Genomic DNA, 17,704 nt, shown 5'->3' with positions numbered 1-17,704 from the left:
CACATGAGCCGGGCAAAATAAAATCAACCCAATGCCGAACTTTCTCAGTAAACGATGGGCCATAACGTTTTCCCTTTTGTCTCGCCTGTATGGCACTTCTCTACCTTATTACGCGCAATACAACCTTGTTGCTAAGTGCTGTGCCGCATCCTTTTCGCTCTCATCCTTGCAAAGGCACGCTTTTTTCCATCGAAAACTGGCAATCCCGTCGTACGGCTTTTAGCCGCTACAGAGCGTGCCTTTCTGCTTTGCCGGTTCATCTTATGGTTTGTAAGCTGGCTGAGTTACCTAAAATAGTTACAACATACATTTATTTTCAATATCAATAACCCCAAATAGACACCGAGCAGCTGGCGCTTAGCAGAGGCTTAATGCGCTTCTTTTGCTTACCCATAAGCCTTCCGGGCAGACAAGCCTGAAGGATCCTTAAGGACAGGGCAGGGGAGAGAACGCGCGCGACAGCGAGATGTTAACCAGGTTTAGGTAGGTGATCGGAGGGCATGCCATCCAGCAAAAGAGGCTGTCTGACAGGGGATCGTAAATCATCGGAAAAATCATTTAGCGTCATTCACGGGAAATAATTTCTATAAGAAAGAGAGCGGCTACCGTAAAAGAAAACTATCTTAGCGGAGTATTTTAATTATGAGAAAAATTTTCGTAGTGAAAAACATATCACCTCATGCATAAACCATGCTGATTGATAAAGCGGTGGAATTTAAAGACGCTGCAATGAAGATCGCCACGTAGGTGGTAAATAAGAAACAGCGTTGCATTTGATTAAAATCAAAAGAATTTTCCTGCTGCGCTTATTTTATCTGTGTTTATAAGAGACTTTTCAAATTTTATTTTCATTAGCCTTTCTCAGTAAAATAAAATATTAACACCTTTTATTTAAAGATAATTCTTGCTGTAACATAGTCCGTAAAAAAACGGAATGATCATTTATTGGTAAGTAATGGTAGTTTTACAGCCTGCGGCCGGTTGGCTAATAAAACAAAGGGGGCCATTTTTAGCCGTATGCTGCGTTTTTATCAGGCTGAGCCAGGGACAACTTCAAGACGAACTACTGGATGGCCGCTGGCTACAGCGTTTTTTATTGCTGTAGATAAATCGCCCGAGCGTCAGGCACAGCGCCTGCATGGCCGCTTTCTCTTTCTCCCTGAACTTTTGCTGCCTGGCGATGCTCATTTTTTACGCCTGAGGCGGCGTTTCGCAAAAATTATCAACAGAATTAGGGCGTTTCACCGCAACGGTAGCGCTTTTCAGAGCGATTTATACTTTTTTATGCACAGGTAATCCCCATTTTCTGTGGATAAAAGTGGCCAGCAAGCGTATGGTGTGGTCGAAAATTCGACCAGTTGATAAGTATGGCCAGGCTTATAGTATCTTTTTGAATTTAATGGCTAAATACGCTTAAAGCCTTCTTGAGAAAGCTTTACTACTCCAAAACACCCGTATATGGATAAAATAGCTATGGCTGACTTTTTACGATTTGTGCATACGCCCAGGATAAGCCTGGGGAGCGGCACCTTATCGTAGGTAAATTTTGATAAAAGTTATTATTCAGTAATGTAATGGAAGTATTGTTATAAGTTTCGGTCGGATTTATCAGGCAAAAAACAATAAGATGCTTTCATCTGAATCTGGCAGTGAGAATAAGATTTTTTGCGCGGCGTATCGGTACTCTGCGGGATTAATCTTATTTTGGCTTAGGTAAATACTTAGAACGATTTCTGACAGGGAAAAAGATGAGATGAAAAATTTAATAGTATTGCTGGCATTGGCCGTAAGCGGGTCGGTTTATGCTGATGGCGTGACTACATTAAGAATTGCCGATCAGAAAGGCAATATGCGCGCGCAGCTTGAGGCCTCCGGCTTGCTTAAAAACCTGCCTTTCCATATTGAATGGGCGGAATTCCCGGCCGCCGCGCCGCTGGCGGAAGCGCTTAATGCCGGCGCGGTAGATGCAGGTATTATCGGCGACGCGCCGCTGTTATTTTCCATAGCGGCTGGCTCGCAGGTAAAGGCTATCGCCGTAGATAAATCTGACCCAATTGGAACAGCTATCGTGGTTAATAAGGATTCTACGCTGCACAGCGCGGCCGATCTTAAAGGAAAAAGTATCGGAACGGGGCGAGGCTCTATTGGCCATTTCGTGGCGTTGAAAGCGCTGGCACAGGCAGGGATTAAGGCAGAAGACGTGCGCTTTCGTTATCTTACGCCTGGCGACGCGAAAATCGCCCTGGCCAGCGGCGCGATAGATGCCTGGGCAACGTGGGATCCTTATACCGCGCTGGCGGAAACCTCCGGCATCGGCCGCGTACTGGTTAATGGCCAGGGATTGATCGCAGGTAACAGTTTTCTGGCTGCTACCGACAGCGCGCTCGGCAATGCGGAAAAACGCCAGGCATTACAGCAGTATGTGAATCTTCTGGCCCATGCTGAGCAGCTGGCCTACAACAATATTGACGGCTATTCGGCAACGCTGGCCCATATTATCGGTTTTCCTCAGCAGGCGGTAAAACTCTCATTCAGCCGCAGGAAAGCACACTGGCAGGCTATCGATCCCCAAACGGTGGCTCAGCAGCAGGCAACGGCCGATTTTTATCAGCAGCAGGGGCTGATCGCCAGGCCGCTACGGGTTGAGCCGACCTTTTATCGGGGCATAACCGTAGAGGCCGGTCAGCGTTAAGCTTGCCGATATTTTTCGGCCGGTGCTTACTTCTGCCGTGGCATGGTGCGGAGCAGTAAACAGCGTAATAATCATAGTGCCTGAACGGGCGCTTTAATGGTTTCACGCTTATACTGATAAATTCCTGTCATCCGCGGTAAATCATCCTCCCTGATGCACATTGTGTCGGCTGCCAGCCCGCTGAGTACGCGATATTCTCCGGCGTTATGCCTTTTGACATGGTTTAACTGTCTGTTTCAGTAAAACGGTGCTAATAAGAAATCATTCCTTTCGGAAACTGTTACACTCAAATAACAACAAAAATTCCAGGGATTTATTATGAAAAGCTCCCCGATTTTCGATGGAAAAAAAAGGCGTGCCTTTGCAATGATGAGGGCGAAAGGGATGTGGCACAGCACTTACGCTCCGCCGTGCCATCGTCTTTTGTGGAACCTTGGCTTCAAGGTGGCGCCGCCGCCTTTATCGCCTTTCATGACTAATTTATTCAGCTTTACGATTGTCTATACGCCATTCTGGGGGATCGTGATGTGGTTTGTGTTCTGGAAAGCACAGTATGTGGATTTACTCTCTGCTTCCATAACCATACTGAGCGCAGGCCTGTTGTTTAGCCTTGTGATGTCCGTTTTTCAGCTGTGGCGAAAGAAAGCTAACCACCTGCCTGAATGGGAACAGATATAGCGGCGTGGGTGAGGGAAACGTGATTGCGCCTTTCCGCCAAATCCAGGCGACAGGGCGCATCGCGTTCCCCCAGCATTTTTGCCCGGCTGAGCCTCATTTATTTTCCTCTGTCAGGCCGTACTCGCGAACGGCTCATCAAAAATCGCCTTCCTGAAAATGCTTTCCCAGCCGTCCTGTTCAAACGACACCGGCGGGGAAGCTTTGTTGCCCTGATTAAATTATCGGCGTTTCGATGACGGATCTGTCCTGAACCGTACATTTTTCCGGCAATTCTAATCTGGTTGCGCTACGTGAATTCTGTGGGATGTGCAGGGGTAATATGCTGCAGAATTTACATAGCGCGATCGTTTTTATCGATCCTGATGCTTATAAAATAGCCCGATCCCGATCGCCCTGGATCCCATTATTCTTCTTCAGGCGGATCGCCTGCTTTCCTGGGTTTATATAATGCCCATTATATGAATTTAGTAAGAAAGGATCGCAGCTGTATGTGTTCAGAATGACGCCGTTAACGAATATCGCAACGCTTTGGCTACACGTGAAAAGCGATTTTATTTTATGCGGCGATGCCCAGTCGATCGGCACTTTGCTCTGGTCGATCCCGAACAAAGCGCCGATCGATTCGTCCTGGCAACCGGCGGGAAGGTTGAGAAAGCCGCGCCGTTGCCGGTATTTATTACGGGCGAACCACCGACTGTCGACGCTGATTTTCGCGGAGAAATGCCAGTACCAGCCCCAGCCACAGCAGGCCGCAGGTAAGGTTTACCAGACTGAATCCTCGGCTGCCGACGCTGAAGTAAGAGGCCTTTGCGGCTTCAATTCCCAGAGCAAAAACCAGGATAGTGACCATGCCAACCATTGCCGCCACGCTCCCTTTTCCGGCGCTGCTGGAAAACAGCGTCATGCGGTAAAGCCCGGCGCTGACCAGACCAGTCCCGAAACCGTAAATGCTTAGCCCGGCCGTCAGCCACAGGTAGCTGTGCTCGTTAAGGGTGGTGGCGACCGCCGCCATGGCTAACCCGCTGACGACAGGCCAGGCACCCAGGCGCAGCGGCTGCGCAATAGATACACGGCTGGCAAGTCGGCTTAGCGTGAAATTGCCGGCAATCATGGCCATAAAGACCGGCAGTTGCAGCAGCGCATACCCCATGCGGCTAAGCCCGCTATCATGAATAAGGATCACTGGTGATAAAGCCACCCACGAAAGACAAGGGATAGTCACTAACCCTATTGCCAGGGATCCGCTCATCACCTGACGATCTTGCAGAAGCGCAAAATAGCCTTTACCAATCGACTTCAGCGAGAGCGGTGTTCCTTTGTCGCCAGCGGTTTCAGGCATAGCCTGCCACAGTCCGACCAGCGCAATCGCCGACAGGCCGCCAAACAGCCAGAACATAGTGCGCCAGTCGCCCACCGAGAGAAAAGCAGCGCCTGCCAGCGGCCCGGCTAACGGCGCCAGTAAAGCGACGTTTGCCATCAATGCCATTATCTTCACGCTGAGTGATTCATTAAACGCTTCCTGTACGGCGGCGTAGCCGACCGAGCCGATAAAACACAGGCTAATTCCCTGCAGAAAGCGCAGTAACACAAATTGTTCAATGCTTTGTACCCAATGCGTAGCCACACAGGTGAGCATAAAAAAAGCCACGCCGGAGAGTAATACCGGACGGCGCCCAACCCGATCGGAAAGCGGCCCGAGCAGCCATTGCAGCATCAGGCCTCCGATAAGATAGGCAGTCAGTGAGGTGGAGACCCACTCAGGGCCGACGGCAAATTCCTGGGTGACCAGCAGCATGCCGGGCTGGATCATGTCGTGGGCTATATAGGTTGCAAACTCAAATAACACCAGCGACAGCGGGAAAATCAGGTGTCGGCGAGTCAACTGCGATAGGGGGTGATAAAGAGCCATCTGTATACTGTCCCGGAATAAAAAAAGGAAAACGCGGCCGCCAGAGCGGTCGCGTCAGTAAAGTTTTTGTTAAGGCAAACAATGGGGTCGTTAACGCCAGCGCGCTATCGGGTTGATCAGCGTTCCGGCAAATTTAAGATTTTCAGCCGGATCGGAGAGATTGATCATCTGTTGATTATTTGCCAACTGCAGACGATTCAGACAGGAGCGGGTAAACTCCGGCGCAAACATGTCGTAGCGAGAAAATTTCTCTGCGAATTGAGGATGTGCCTGTTGATAGTCTTTAACGCACTGTGCCACTGCCTGCCAGAATTCTTCCTCCGGCAAGGTGCCCGATTCATGCAGGATCGCACTGATAAAGCGGAAGATGCAGTCAAAAACATCCGTAAAGATCGATAACAGTTTGAGGTTTTCCGGCACGTCCACCGCCAGTCGCTGTACCTTGTCAGGGAGAACCGCATCGGGATCCATTACGGCAATTTCTTCGCCGATATCTTTCATACAGGCGCTAACCGGAACATTGTTTTCTAACAGCATAATCAGGTTTTCGCCGTGCGGCATAAATACCAAATCGTACTGATAAAAGCAGTGCAGAAGGGGGCTGAGATAGCAGGTCAGATAGCGTGATACCCACTCTTTAGCCGGTAAACCGGAATCGGCTATCAGTGCCGGCAGCAGGGCTTGCTGATGATGGTCTCTGTGCAGGAAAGACGCCATAGTCATCAGACGCTGGCCGGGCTTCAGGCTGGCGGCCGGGTTATCCCTCCACAGCGCGGCAAACATCTTTTTATAAGCGGAATCGCCCTTGATAGCCTGCTCGTAATAGCGGTTGTGATAACCCACTGCCGCCACTTCACGCAGGATGCGAAAATCGCAGCGTTGCAGCCATGCATCACCGACAACCAGCTTTTCCAGCCACTCGTTAATCGCTGGCGTGGTAGCCATATAGTAAGGCGACAGGCCGCGCATAAAACCCATATTAAGCACGGACAAAGCCGTTTTAACATAACGTTTGCCGGGCTGGCTACGATTAAAGAAAGTGCGAATAGACTGCTGGGCCTGATAGCTATCGTCGCCGCTGCCCAGATAGACAATATCGTTATTCGCAATATCTGCCGCAAAAACGGTCAGCAACTTGTTTTGCCACTGCCATGGATGAACGGGCATGAAAATGTATTCATCAGCCGACAGCCCTTTTTTAATCAGTTGCTGGGTAAAGTGCTCCACGGTTTTTTCCCCCAGCTCATCGCGCATCAGCTGCTCGTAGCTCAGGTTGCTCAGGCTGGAGAAATGGGCATTGCGTTGGTGAACCGCTACCCAGATGAGCCTGACAGGCGTAGCGGCCTCTGGCGCAAAAGCAAGATAGTCACGGGCATCAAAGCCAATACGGCCATTGTTGGCAACAAAGCAGGGATGACCTTCGGTCATGGAGGCTTCAACAGTCTGGAAATCCGCTTTTACCAGCGCCTGACTGTCAGGCTGGTTTTTTTGTAGCTTGAAAACGCTGCTGCACAGCGTGCTGCTAATCTCTTCCATATATGTTGCCAGCAGCGCCTGTGGGATGCCAATCTGTTGGTTAAACTCAACGATAAACTGCAGCGCATCCAGCGGCAGAGCACGACCATTCTCCTGTTTGCTCAGCGACTCAACCTCAATTTCCCAATGATCCAGCGCAAGGCGCATCGCCCGGAAATGATAAGTTAATTCGCTTCCCGGTACGGACAACATATAGCGGCAATCACCCGTTTCAACAGGCGTTACGATTTTTTCATGAGCAAATTCGGCAATAGCTTTGCGGATCAGCAAACGGTTAGCCTGGGTCCAGTTATCGCACGTCAGATGAGCGCCGTTCAGCAGTGAGGTCGTTTCAGTGGTCATATTCAGCTGTTCCTGCAGTAGAGCGTGTTGGTAATCTTCCCGCTGGCAAAAGGCCAGCCAGGCTGTTTTGTGTGCCATATCAATGGTTTGCTGATAACGAAAACCCGCACGCTTGTTTAGCACATGAATTTTGTCGTTACGTACGTCTGGCTCAACCACTACGCGGTTCACTTCCGGTCGGCTGAACATGTAATCCATCACCAGGGTGAAAACCTGCCAGCTGAAATCCCTGACCGGCTGGCTGGCAGGGGCGATCAAAATATGCATGCCATAGTCGTCCGGCGCGGCAGGATAAAACTTACCTACCTCATCGTCGCTGGCGCGGTAGCATTCGATCAGGAACACAGGCCGATCGTCGCAACAGCCGATCAGCGCTGCGTGCGGATCGGAGGACGTTAAATCCTGGTAAAAAGCGGCAACCTGCTCAGGGCTATGTGTCTGCATCCCCCAGAAGCGCGCATATTCACGCGTAACCCAGCTATGGATCAACACAGCGTCTTCTGCGCGCATAGGCCGGAGGCTGAACGTGCCGGCCGGACGGTCGGCGCTAAAAATTGTAGGCGATGACATGTTATCGCTCCGTTTGTGCAGGAAAGGTCTGGAAGGCAATTTGCCGTTCGATCGGATAGACTTCTCGCCCGGTCAGCTCACGCAGCAAAACCGAGTTGCGATAGCAGGCCATACCCAGATCGGGCGTTACGAACCCATGGGTATGAAGCTCGGCGTTCTGCACAAAGATCTGGTTATGCTTATCGATACTGTAGTTGCGCTGAACATCATAACGACCCTTTTCATCCCAGCGCAGACGCTGAGTCACGCCTTCAAGAAACGCCGGCGGACGATACTGATAGCCGGTAGCCACAACCAACCCTTCGGTGCGCCGGGTAAATGTGCAATCCTGCTCCTGCTGATGCAGCGATAGTTCGAATTCTCCCTGCGGCAGCCAGCGCATATCCGTCAGCGCCGAGTGGGTAAACAGATTCACGTCCAGTTCGCCGTCAAGCTGCTTGATGTACAGCAGATCGTAAATGTCGTTGATAAGACTGCTGTTGATACCTTTATAGAGGTTCTTATGGCGGGCATTCAGTTCGTCGCGCTTGCCCGGCGGCAAATCATGGAAATAGTCCACCCATTCAGGCGAGGTCATCTCCAGCGTCAGTTTGGTATATTCCAGCGGATAAAAACGCGGCGCGCGGGTGATCCAGTTGAGCTGGTAACCAAAGCGATCGATTTCAGTGAGCAGATCGTAATAAATTTCTGCGGCGCTCTGTCCGCTGCCCAACACGGTTATCGAACGTTTTTTCTGCAGCTCTGCTTTGTTCAGCAGATATTCGCTGGAATGCGTAAGGCGCTGGCGGTGCGGAATACTGCATTCGGGTAACCAGGCGGTAGGGCCCGTGCCAAGGATCAGACGGCGCGCGAACCATTCATGCCGTGTGCCGCTGCGGGTATCGGTGGCGGAAATACGGTAGGCGCCCGTTTCTTCGTCGTAGCTGACATAATCAACATGCGTATTCCAGCGCAGATTGCTGAGTCGCGAACAGGCCCACTGGCAGTACTGATTATACTCTTTGCGCATCAGGAAGAAGTCTTCCCGAATATAGAATGAGTATATCTTTCCTTTTTCCTTCATGTAGTTAAGCAAACTGTAAGGGCTGGTAGGATCGGCCAGGGTCACCAGATCGGCCATAAAGGGCGTTTGCAAATGCGCGTTTTCCAGCATCATGCCGGTGTGCCAGTCAAATCCAGGATTCCGATCGAGGAAGAAGCCGTTCAGGCCTTCAACCGGTTCACTAAGACAGGCCAGCCCCAGGTTGAAAGGGCCAATACCAATACCGATAAAATCGTAAACAGTCTTATTCATTTTAACGCTCTCACTGGTTTGCCGGGGTCAATAGAGAAAGCCGCATCTGCTCCCGCCCGTAATACGCAATCAGGCTGACCACGTCTTCGAGGTCAGCAGGGGTGGTGGTGGGATTTAACAGGGTAAATTTCAGATACTGACGTCCTTCTACTTTGGTACCGGCAACGACGGCATTTCCGGAACGGAACAGCGCCTTACGAATCGCTACATTAATGTCATCAATTTGTGCCTCGCTCATCGCTGACTCGGGAACGTAGCGGAAAATCTGCGTGGTCAACTCAGGCGCATGGAGCACCTCGATAGCGGGATGTTGGTTCAGCAGCTGATGGGCGATTTGCGTCAGGTTGATAATGCTGTCGAAAGCTTCGCCCAGCATGCGCGGCCCCATGATGCGCAGCGTCAGCCACATCTTCAGGGCATCGAAACGACGCGTAGTCTGAATGCTTTTATTGACCAGGTTTGGCGTGCCTTCCTGCTGGGCGCTTAACGGATTAAGGTAGTCAGCATGGTGGGTAACGTGCTTCAGATGTTTGCGGTTACGCACGAAGAAAGCGCCGCAGCTGACGCTTTGAAAGAACGATTTGTGATAGTCGACGGTCACCGAGTCGGCCTGTTCAATACCGTTCAGGCGGTGGCGATGATTTTCTGATACCAGCAGGCCGCAGCCATAGGCAGCGTCAACATGCATCCATAAGCCGTGATGTTGGCAAAGGCCCGCTATCTGCTGAAGCGGATCGATACTGCCAAAATCGGTGGTGCCGCTGGTGGCAACAACGGCGATCGGGATTAATCCCTGTTCATGGCAGCGCAGGATCTCCTGTTCAAGCTGTTTCGCGTCCATGCGGTAATGTGCATCGTAATCAACGGGGATAACGGCGTCATAACCCAATCCAAGGATCGCCATCGACTTTTGAATGCTGAAATGGCTGAGTTTTGAAGTGAATACTCGCCACTTAGCAGCATCTTCAGGCAGCCCCCGCTGTTTAATAAGGTGGCCGGGATGATGGGCTTCACACCAGCTGTCTCGTGCCAGTAGCATGGCCATCAAATTAGACTGGGTGCCGCCGCTGGTAAAAATCCCATCCGATTCAGCAGGCAGGCCAATACGGCCCAAAGTCCAGTCAATAACTTTTTGCTCAATCAGCGTGCCGCCTGCGCTTTGATCCCAGGTATCTACCGAGCTGTTTACGGCGGCCATGATCTGCTCAGCCATAAGAGAAGGCATGACCAGCGGACAGTTGAGATGCGCCAGGTATTTAGGATGATGGAACCAGACAGCGTCACGGAGGTAGAGCTGGCTAAGCTCTGCCAGCGCCTCTTCGTTACTGCCCAGCGGGCGATCCAAATCGACCTCGCTGAACGCTGTGGCCAGCTCATGGGGAAGGATGCCGCTAAATGGCTTCTCAACGGCCTCCAGTGTTCTGGACATTAGCGCCAGCACGTCCTGGGTTTGCTGATTCCAGGCAGGCAGCTGCTGGTTATTGAAAATGTATTTTTCAGGGCTGCTAACATCACCGACAGCAGAAGAGGGGACTGATTGAGCGAATGAGCGTAAGACCATATTTAGTTCCTGTACTTTAAGACGCAAAGACTCTGCCTGGGTTAACCAGGCAGGATTACCAGCTCGAAAATTCCAATAAAAATCAAGAGATGCAAAAAGGAGAAACACCTTAAAAAACAGGGAGTCATGCTTACTCGTTGTAAAGACAATATCCCGCGTGCAACCCATAGGTTAAATTACTGTTAACAGATTTTGTTTGAATGCGATTATAAATAACAATCATTATCATTCAACATTTTTGGCGGTACAAATCACCCGTCTCACTATCTGATGCTAAAAGTGTGATGCAAATCACATTAAGCGGCGGCAAAAGACGAATTTTCTTAGGAATAATCTGAAGGGAAAGGGCCGGAAGGACGGTGAGGGATAAGGCCGTTTTGAACAATTCGGGCATAAGTGCACAGAGCATGCGACAAACGCGGCCTGGTACTGTCGAAATACACCAGGCAAAACGGCGTGTTAAACGATCGGGCGAAAACGGAAAAAACCAGCGGGTGATACGAAGTCGGTCAGCGCGTTCGCAGCCGCTGAGCTGAGTTCAGGAATGTTCATCTTTGCGGGAGAGGGGGCGCTTCGCGTGTTGGCGGCAGCGTTCAGAACAATATTGCACCTCGTCCCAGCACTTCTCCCATTTTTTACGCCATGTCATTGGCTTATTACAATATTTGCAGAAACGCACCGGCAACGTTTTTTTATTGCCTTTAAATACTTTCATTTTTTCATCCGCTTTTACCGGTTAAGACGACTTGCCCAGATCGCGTAGCCGCCATTCCAGCCACTGATCCAGCTCTGCCTCTGGCAACGGCCTGGCATAAAAATAGTCCTGTTCCTGGTTACTGCCATATTCTGTTAACGCCGTATCCGCCTCCCCATTCTCCACCAGTACGGTGTAATCCAGCTCCTTCAGCATGGTTACAATACTGCGGGAAATGATCCGTGAAGAGGTATCCGAGGAAATATTTCGGATCAAAGATCGATCGATTTTTATTGCATCACGTGGCATACGTCGCAGATAGCTGATATTGCGGTAGCCTGTGACAAAATCATCCAGTGAAATACCAAACCCCCTGAGTTTTAACATTTCCATCCCACTCAGTGCCGCCGGGTTCTCAAGCATACGTTCGGTTTCGAGGCATTCAATGCCGAGCAGGGCATTAGGCAGTTTCTCTTTCAGCATTTTATTTTCCAGCATGGTAGCAAAGCCTTTATGCGAGAAGTCGCGTGCGCTGACATTAATGATTATCGGTAACTGAATATGGCTGTTTTTCAGTCTTGCCAGCCGGCTAATCACGCGATCTGTCATCCAGTTCGTCAGGACGGATAATAACTGCCCCTGTTCAGCCTGTGGGACAAAAAAAGCAGGAGAGAGCTCGCCCCGAGTGGGGTGGCGCCAGCGGATAAGCGCCTCCAGCCCGACAGGCTTACCGCTGTGCAGACAAATTCTGGGCTGCCAGGCCAGCCATAGCCCCTGGCCTTCCCGCAGCGCAGAAGCCAGATCGCTGATCAGCGCAGGATCCTGCGTATGCCGTTCATTGACCACCTCAACAAAATGGAGCGATGACAAACCGCGTGCGATAGCTTCATGCAGCGCGCTGACTGCGCGGCGGAGTATCTCCTGAGCAGCGACCTCCCCTGGAATAAAGTCCGTCTCGCCCGTAAAAATTGTTAGCGCGATAGCAAGACCGTCGCCCAGATCGACGCTAATTCCCTCCAGCTTTTCGACGACCCGCTCAGCGCTGAGGTGGCTGCCCTGACGTGTCAACAGGGCAATACGGCCGGTGGCAACCGTATAAAGCCTGTCACCTGCTGCCAGCCTCAGACGGAGTGGCAGCAGCGTCGCCACATCTTTAAGCAGATTTTCTACCGGCCCCATGCCCATTGAGCGTGCAAGTTCGCAGGCGCGAGGCATATCAATACAGTCAATAATGATTAACCGACGCGACGTCTGATTCTCTGCTGCGGTCAGGTTTTGCAGATCCTGGATAAGGCGCTGACGATTAGGCAGAGCGGTAACCGGATCGGTAAAACTGGCGGAATTTAATGCTTCAAGGAAAGAGATCACCAGGGCAGCCAGCATTCTGAGCGTGGTAATTTGGCTGGCGCTAAAAGGATGGGGCTTCGTGTCGGTTACGCACAGCGTGCCGACCACAATCCCTTCGCTATTTTTTAGCGGCACGCCAGCGTAAAAGCGGATATATGGCGCCCCGATGACCAGAGAATGAGTGGCAAACCGAATATCGAGCAGGGTATCAGGCACCACAACCGGATTATCGCTGTCTACCACGTGACGACACAGCGACTCTTCACGAGAAGAGTGTGACAGGGAAAAATTGTGGGAAGCGCGAACGTACTGAGTATCATCATCCAGTACGGAGATAAAGCTACCCGGAATGCCCAGCGTCTGGCTGGAAAGCTGAACAAATTTCCTGAGCACCTCATCCCTGCTTTCATCAGCGCTAAGGAGAGCCTGTAATGCACGGAGACGAGGGCCGTTATTGCTGTCACTGTTTATAATCATTGGGGCCTCAGCGCCAGCCTGACTCTGGTGCAAATTAAGCATTAAAATAAAGCGGGGAAAATATAACGACTTAGAAGTATATTGCCGCAAAAAAATAGATCTACTTTAAATCATAGCCCTGACAGGGGGTGTGTGTCACTTTTAATTTCTTTAATGAAAAAATCACGCCTTATCGATATAACAATTGAATCACAGGTGTCTTTTCCTTTTTTTCTCGGGCAATTGAAAAAAAAGAGATGCCGTTTGATTTAAAATCTGAGGCAGGCGCTTTTGCTCTGGGAAATGCCAGAATTACCGTGGTTTTAACATTACCGGCAATAAAATTCATTTTTAACACCGCGACTCCGGCTGGGTAATTTTTCTATTTTTTGTGGGTACATCCGGCAGGCCTTAGGGCACGCTAAGTCAGGCATAGCAGATGCGTACAATAACCAAGGAAAAAGGGAATTTTATCAATCAGGCTAATCAATAACCGGCCAGGCTGGGAGTATAAGGCCAAATTCTGATTACATCGTTATCGTTTTGGGACCAGTGTCGATCCCAGCGACGCCTACGCTGCGGCCAGCAAGGGCCCTGAACGCCAGAGGATTGGCAAAAGATCGGGCATTGTGTTTCGCCGTAAATTCAGAGACTATTCGCGCGCCGTTTTTATCAGATAAGATATCGCCTGCATGATAACTATTTCTCAAATAAAGCATTTTATAAAAAGATTCTGGCCGCGCCCGGTGGTAGTGGCACCCCGCCAGATAATCCTTTCCAGCCTGGGGGCTTTCACCGGTTTGCTGTTCGCCAGCCTGTTCAGCCACTGGACGCTGGGCGAAGTTAACGTCTGGTTTATTGCGCCAATGGGTGCCTCCGCCGTTCTGCTGTTTGCTGCATCTAACAGCCCGCTGGCTCAGCCATGGTCAGTAATAGGTGGTAATTTTGTATCAGCATTAACCGGCCTGACCGTCGCGCACTATATTGAACAGCCCGTGATTGGGGCTGCACTCGCTGCTGGCCTGTCCGTGGTGCTGATGTTTAAGCTGCGCTGTCTTCATCCCCCGGGCGGCGCAATAGCGTTGACTGCAGTGATGGGCAGCCACGCGGCAGGAATGAGTGGCTACCATTTCGCTTTTGTCCCGGTGCTGCTTAATTCAGTCTCGCTGACGTTTGTGGCCATCCTTTTCAATAATCTGATCGGTCGTCGTTACCCGCATACGCTTTCTGCCGCTGAAACCTTGCCAAAACCCGTACAGATGGATGTGGCCATTTCACGGCAGGATCTGCACGAAGCGTTAATGAAAGGGGAGTTCCTTGATATAGATGAAGAGGATCTACAGCAGGTGTTACAACAGGCCGAAAACATTGCGTTAGCTCGCCAGGCAGGAAAAATGGTGATCCACCAGGCTGCTTCAGAAAGAAAAAGCTAAGCATCGGCCATCCTCTTTGTTTGACAGGCTGAGCTGAATTCTCAGGCTGTCACTCCCGCTTCTGCCGCCAGCGTTTTGCCGGCCGTAAACGCCAGCCTGGCCAGATAACGAGCCGCCGGAAAGAGGGCGTTATCATCAACGCGAAATTCAGGATGATGCAGTGGCCAGGGGCCGCCGGAGCCGACCATCACAAAGGCGCCAGGGATCCGCTGCTGATAGAAAGCAAAATCTTCGCCTATCGGGCTGGCCGCAACGGTACGCGCTTCCAGCCCGCTGGCGCTGGCCTGTTCAAGCGCGAAAGCCGCCCAGCGCGCGTCGTTGCTAACCGAAGGCGGCCCCGGCTGCCAGTCCAGGCTGAGTTCTGCATTAAACGAGACGGCCAGGCCGCTAAGCAGCTGGCGCAAGCGGCGTTCGAGCAGGGCGCGGCTTTCGGCGTTAAAGGTGCGCACCGTGCCCTCCAGCCATGCCTCTGCCGGGATCACGTTCCAGGTCGTGCCGCTGTGGATCTGCGTTACGGAAACCACGGCGTTTTGCTCGGAGGGGAGATTGCGGGCGATCAGCGTTTGCAGAGCGGTAATCAGCTGGCCGGCAATCACGATCGGATCGTTGCCTTCATGCGGGCGCGCGGCGTGGCTGCCCGTGCCGGTAATGCGGATGGCGAAACGGTCAACGCCTGCGGTCAGCGCGCCCGCTTTGCAACCCACCACGCCGACCGGCAGGCCTGGGTCGTTGTGCAGGCCGAAAATGACGCTGGCTTTATCCAGCGCGCCGCTCGCCAGTACGGCTGGCGCGCCCTGGCCGGTTTCCTCGGCGGGCTGAAACAGAATACGCACGCTTCCTGCCAGCTGGTCGCACTGTTGCTGCAGCAGGATCGCCGCGCCCAGCACTGCCGAAGCGTGGAAATCATGGCCGCAGGCATGCATCACGCCCGGCGTTTGCGAGCGGAAAGCCAGGTCGGTCTGTTCCTCAATCGGCAAAGCATCGATATCGCCGCGTACCACCACCAGCGGGCCTGGCCGATCGCCGCGAATTTCCGCAACCAGGCCTGTCGCCAGCGGCAGATCCAGCGCGGTAATATCGTGGTTAGCCAGCTGCTCGCGCAGATAAGCCGTGGTGGCGACTTCCTGACCCGAAAGTTCAGGGAATCGATGCAGATGGTGGCGTACCTGGTGCAGATAATTTACAAGTTGCGTCATAATGCTCTCCCGGTTAGCCAGCGACTCTGTAGGACGGGACTTCATTTATGGCGTTGCCCCTGGCGCGCCAGGCTGCGGCGCCGCTTATTTAGCGGCTAAAAATGCGCCGCGCCGGCTGAGATAACAGCCGCCCCGTCAGGCTGGCCAGAAAGCCTACCAGCCTTCAGGAGATTGCCATAGTTGGATTCCGGTAAAGCACACTCGCTATTCAGAAAATGCAGACCTCGGCACGATCCGTTTAAAGCGCCGCGTTATCAACGATCTGTCTGTCGCTGATGTTATACAGCGTGGCGGTGGCAGCCAGCACCGACTGCGTCTCCTGGCCCGGCTTATGGGATTCCACATGGGTAATATGGTAACCGACCGCGCCTGCGGCCAGCGCCTTTTGCACCAGCGCGTCGTGGAGATCTTCCAGCGAGGTTGCCCAGCTGACTTCCGTTACGCCGAAAGGCGCGATCGAGGCTTTTTCCCGCTGAGACAGGCCTGAGCGAACCAGCACCGGCTCGATCGATTTCGCTGAAAAAATAGAGAGCACATCCTGAACTAACGCTTTCATAACTTCACTCCTCATTAAGGTCGCCCGTGGCGCACAGTGTTACGCATTTGGATTTATTGTTAATAAAAAGTAAACCTCAGGAGCTATACAACGCCTTTCCGCCACGTTGTATTTAGCTATTGCTGCTAATCAGGCGTGGAGAAATCTTCGTTCACATTTAAAGGCGATCCGCAGGAAGTTATTTGCATTCCATTACATGTGCCAGGGCGGAGAAGGGCTGACGCTGCCGGGGAAGGGGCTGCGCTAACCCTGAGGCGACCCGCTGGCAGGTCTACGCTTTCGGCTTACCCGAAGTGCATCGACTACCAGAGAGAAGGCGGGTGAAGGCTGTTTCCGGCTGGGATAATAGAGGTAGTAGCCGGGAAAAGGCCTGCACCACTGCTCCAGCACACGGATCAACCGTCCCTCTTCAATATGATTGCCGAACTCTTCTTCGGGTAAAAAAGCGATGCCAAGTCCTGCCAGCGCTGCGGCAACAATGTGTTCAGAAGTATTGAAAATAAGCTGGCCGCTGACGCGTACGTTCAAATCGCCGCCGTCCTGATCGAAGTCCCAGACGTATAGCCCGCCAGAGCGAACCATACGCTGGTTAATGCAGGCGTGCTGCGTGAGATCATGAGGCGTTTCGGGAAGAGGGTAACGTGTAAAATACTCCGGCGTTGCCACTGCGGCCATGCGTAGCTCAGGGCCGATGGGTACCGCGATCATATCTTTATCTATGGTATCGCCAAGCCGCACGCCCGCATCGAACCGATCTGTGACAATGTCACGAAATCCGTGATTGGCATCAAATTCGAGGGTGATGTCAGGATACTGGCGCAGCAGCGGCGTCAGCTTTGGCAGTAGCGTACTGTGCAAAACGTTGGGACCGCAGGTAATGCGAACCGTGCCTGCTGGCTTATCGCGCATCTCGGTAAGCATATCCAGTTCGGCTTCGATTTCATCGATACGGTTACCTATGGTCAGCAGTAAACGCTCGCCGGCCACCGTTGGCGAGACGCTACGGGTCGTACGCGTAAGCAGGCGAATTTGCATACGCTCCTCAAGTGCGGAAATCGCCTGGCTGAGAGCAGGCTGAGTCACGCCCAGTCTCGCGGCGGCGCGGGTAAAGCTCTTTTCACGCGCGACGGTAACAAAATAGAGTAGGTCGTTCAGGTTGCGTTTCACCAGGTGCAGATCTCAATCATTGATAAGCTGTAGTTATAAACCTATTAAGCATTCATTAGCTAGTAATGCTGTGCGCCACCTGTAAAATTTCCTCAGGCCAGCATTGAGAATGAATCAACGCCGCGTTTTTCTGTGCTATTCCCGCGAGTCGTTTTTAATCCTGATGACTATAAAGCGTTTTGGCGATAGCGGCTTGCTTCATGTAAATATTAATAAAAGCTATTGAGGACTCTACAGTGAGAATATTAACCTTGTTATTAGGGCTGGCAATCA

14 protein-coding genes are annotated in these 17,704 nt (G+C 51.8%); 3 read left to right on the top strand and 11 right to left on the bottom strand.

What is annotated here, in order from left to right:
• Positions 1–1,053: 1,053 nt before the first annotated feature.
• Entirely contained in the window at positions 1,054–1,188 is a 135-nt protein-coding gene (locus QCD69_RS02030; protein WP_301250822.1) for a hypothetical protein, read from the bottom strand.
• 565 nt (positions 1,189–1,753) lie between these two features.
• Between QCD69_RS02030 and QCD69_RS02025 the strand changes: the two genes are divergently transcribed.
• Both QCD69_RS02025 and QCD69_RS02020 read left to right on the top strand, forming a co-directional pair.
• Complete coding sequence (locus QCD69_RS02025) at positions 1,754–2,692, top strand: ABC transporter substrate-binding protein (RefSeq protein WP_253454164.1); 939 nt, start codon at positions 1,754–1,756, stop codon at positions 2,690–2,692.
• Positions 2,693–3,010: 318 nt separating this feature from the next.
• A complete protein-coding gene (locus QCD69_RS02020; protein WP_301250821.1) occupies positions 3,011–3,370 on the top strand; it encodes a DUF6404 family protein in 360 nt (119 codons plus the stop codon).
• Positions 3,371–4,046: 676 nt separating this feature from the next.
• Here QCD69_RS02020 and QCD69_RS02015 read toward each other — a convergent pair.
• The 7 genes from QCD69_RS02015 to QCD69_RS01985 all read right to left on the bottom strand — a co-directional run bounded on the left by QCD69_RS02015 (position 4,047) and on the right by QCD69_RS01985 (position 13,437).
• Positions 4,047–5,279 carry an MFS transporter gene (locus QCD69_RS02015; RefSeq protein ID WP_253454161.1) on the bottom strand — a complete coding sequence of 411 codons (1,233 nt, stop codon included), beginning with the start codon at positions 5,277–5,279 and terminating at the stop codon, positions 4,047–4,049.
• Between the two features lie 90 nt (positions 5,280–5,369).
• Positions 5,370–7,727 (bottom strand): GNAT family N-acetyltransferase, encoded by a 2,358-nt coding sequence (locus QCD69_RS02010; RefSeq protein WP_301250820.1) that lies wholly within the window; start codon positions 7,725–7,727, stop codon positions 5,370–5,372.
• A 1-nt stretch (position 7,728) separates the two neighbouring features.
• Positions 7,729–9,021 carry a lysine N(6)-hydroxylase/L-ornithine N(5)-oxygenase family protein gene (locus QCD69_RS02005; RefSeq protein ID WP_253454157.1) on the bottom strand — a complete coding sequence of 431 codons (1,293 nt, stop codon included), beginning with the start codon at positions 9,019–9,021 and terminating at the stop codon, positions 7,729–7,731.
• Positions 9,022–9,031: 10 nt separating this feature from the next.
• A complete protein-coding gene (locus QCD69_RS02000; RefSeq protein ID WP_301250819.1) occupies positions 9,032–10,582 on the bottom strand; it encodes a pyridoxal phosphate-dependent decarboxylase family protein in 1,551 nt (516 codons plus the stop codon).
• A 538-nt stretch (positions 10,583–11,120) separates the two neighbouring features.
• On the bottom strand, positions 11,121–11,297 hold the full coding sequence (locus QCD69_RS01995) for a DUF2256 domain-containing protein (RefSeq protein WP_253454153.1): 177 nt from the start codon (positions 11,295–11,297) through the stop codon (positions 11,121–11,123).
• 21 nt (positions 11,298–11,318) lie between these two features.
• Positions 11,319–13,100: an EAL domain-containing protein gene (locus QCD69_RS01990; RefSeq protein ID WP_301250818.1), complete on the bottom strand. Its 1,782-nt coding sequence runs from the start codon at positions 13,098–13,100 to the stop codon at positions 11,319–11,321.
• A 169-nt stretch (positions 13,101–13,269) separates the two neighbouring features.
• A complete protein-coding gene (locus tag QCD69_RS01985) occupies positions 13,270–13,437 on the bottom strand; it encodes a hypothetical protein (protein ID WP_301250817.1) in 168 nt (55 codons plus the stop codon).
• A 334-nt stretch (positions 13,438–13,771) separates the two neighbouring features.
• Between QCD69_RS01985 and QCD69_RS01980 the strand changes: the two genes are divergently transcribed.
• A complete protein-coding gene (locus QCD69_RS01980; protein ID WP_253454148.1) occupies positions 13,772–14,512 on the top strand; it encodes an HPP family protein in 741 nt (246 codons plus the stop codon).
• 41 nt (positions 14,513–14,553) lie between these two features.
• On the opposite strand, the gene QCD69_RS01975 is transcribed toward QCD69_RS01980, so the two are convergent.
• From QCD69_RS01975 to QCD69_RS01965, 3 genes are all read right to left on the bottom strand, one after another.
• Complete coding sequence (locus QCD69_RS01975) at positions 14,554–15,708, bottom strand: amidohydrolase (protein ID WP_301250816.1); 1,155 nt, start codon at positions 15,706–15,708, stop codon at positions 14,554–14,556.
• Between the two features lie 238 nt (positions 15,709–15,946).
• Positions 15,947–16,264: a DUF1471 domain-containing protein gene (locus QCD69_RS01970; RefSeq protein WP_253454144.1), complete on the bottom strand. Its 318-nt coding sequence runs from the start codon at positions 16,262–16,264 to the stop codon at positions 15,947–15,949.
• Positions 16,265–16,507: 243 nt separating this feature from the next.
• A complete protein-coding gene (locus tag QCD69_RS01965; protein WP_253454142.1) occupies positions 16,508–17,431 on the bottom strand; it encodes a LysR family transcriptional regulator in 924 nt (307 codons plus the stop codon).
• Positions 17,432–17,704 lie beyond the last annotated feature (273 nt).

This window comes from Erwinia sp. PsM31, assembly GCF_030433775.1.
GTDB classification, from domain to species: Bacteria; Pseudomonadota; Gammaproteobacteria; order Enterobacterales; family Enterobacteriaceae; genus Erwinia; species Erwinia aeris.
Note: the sequence above shows the minus strand (reverse complement) of the source record. Positions and strands in the feature narration are given on the sequence as shown.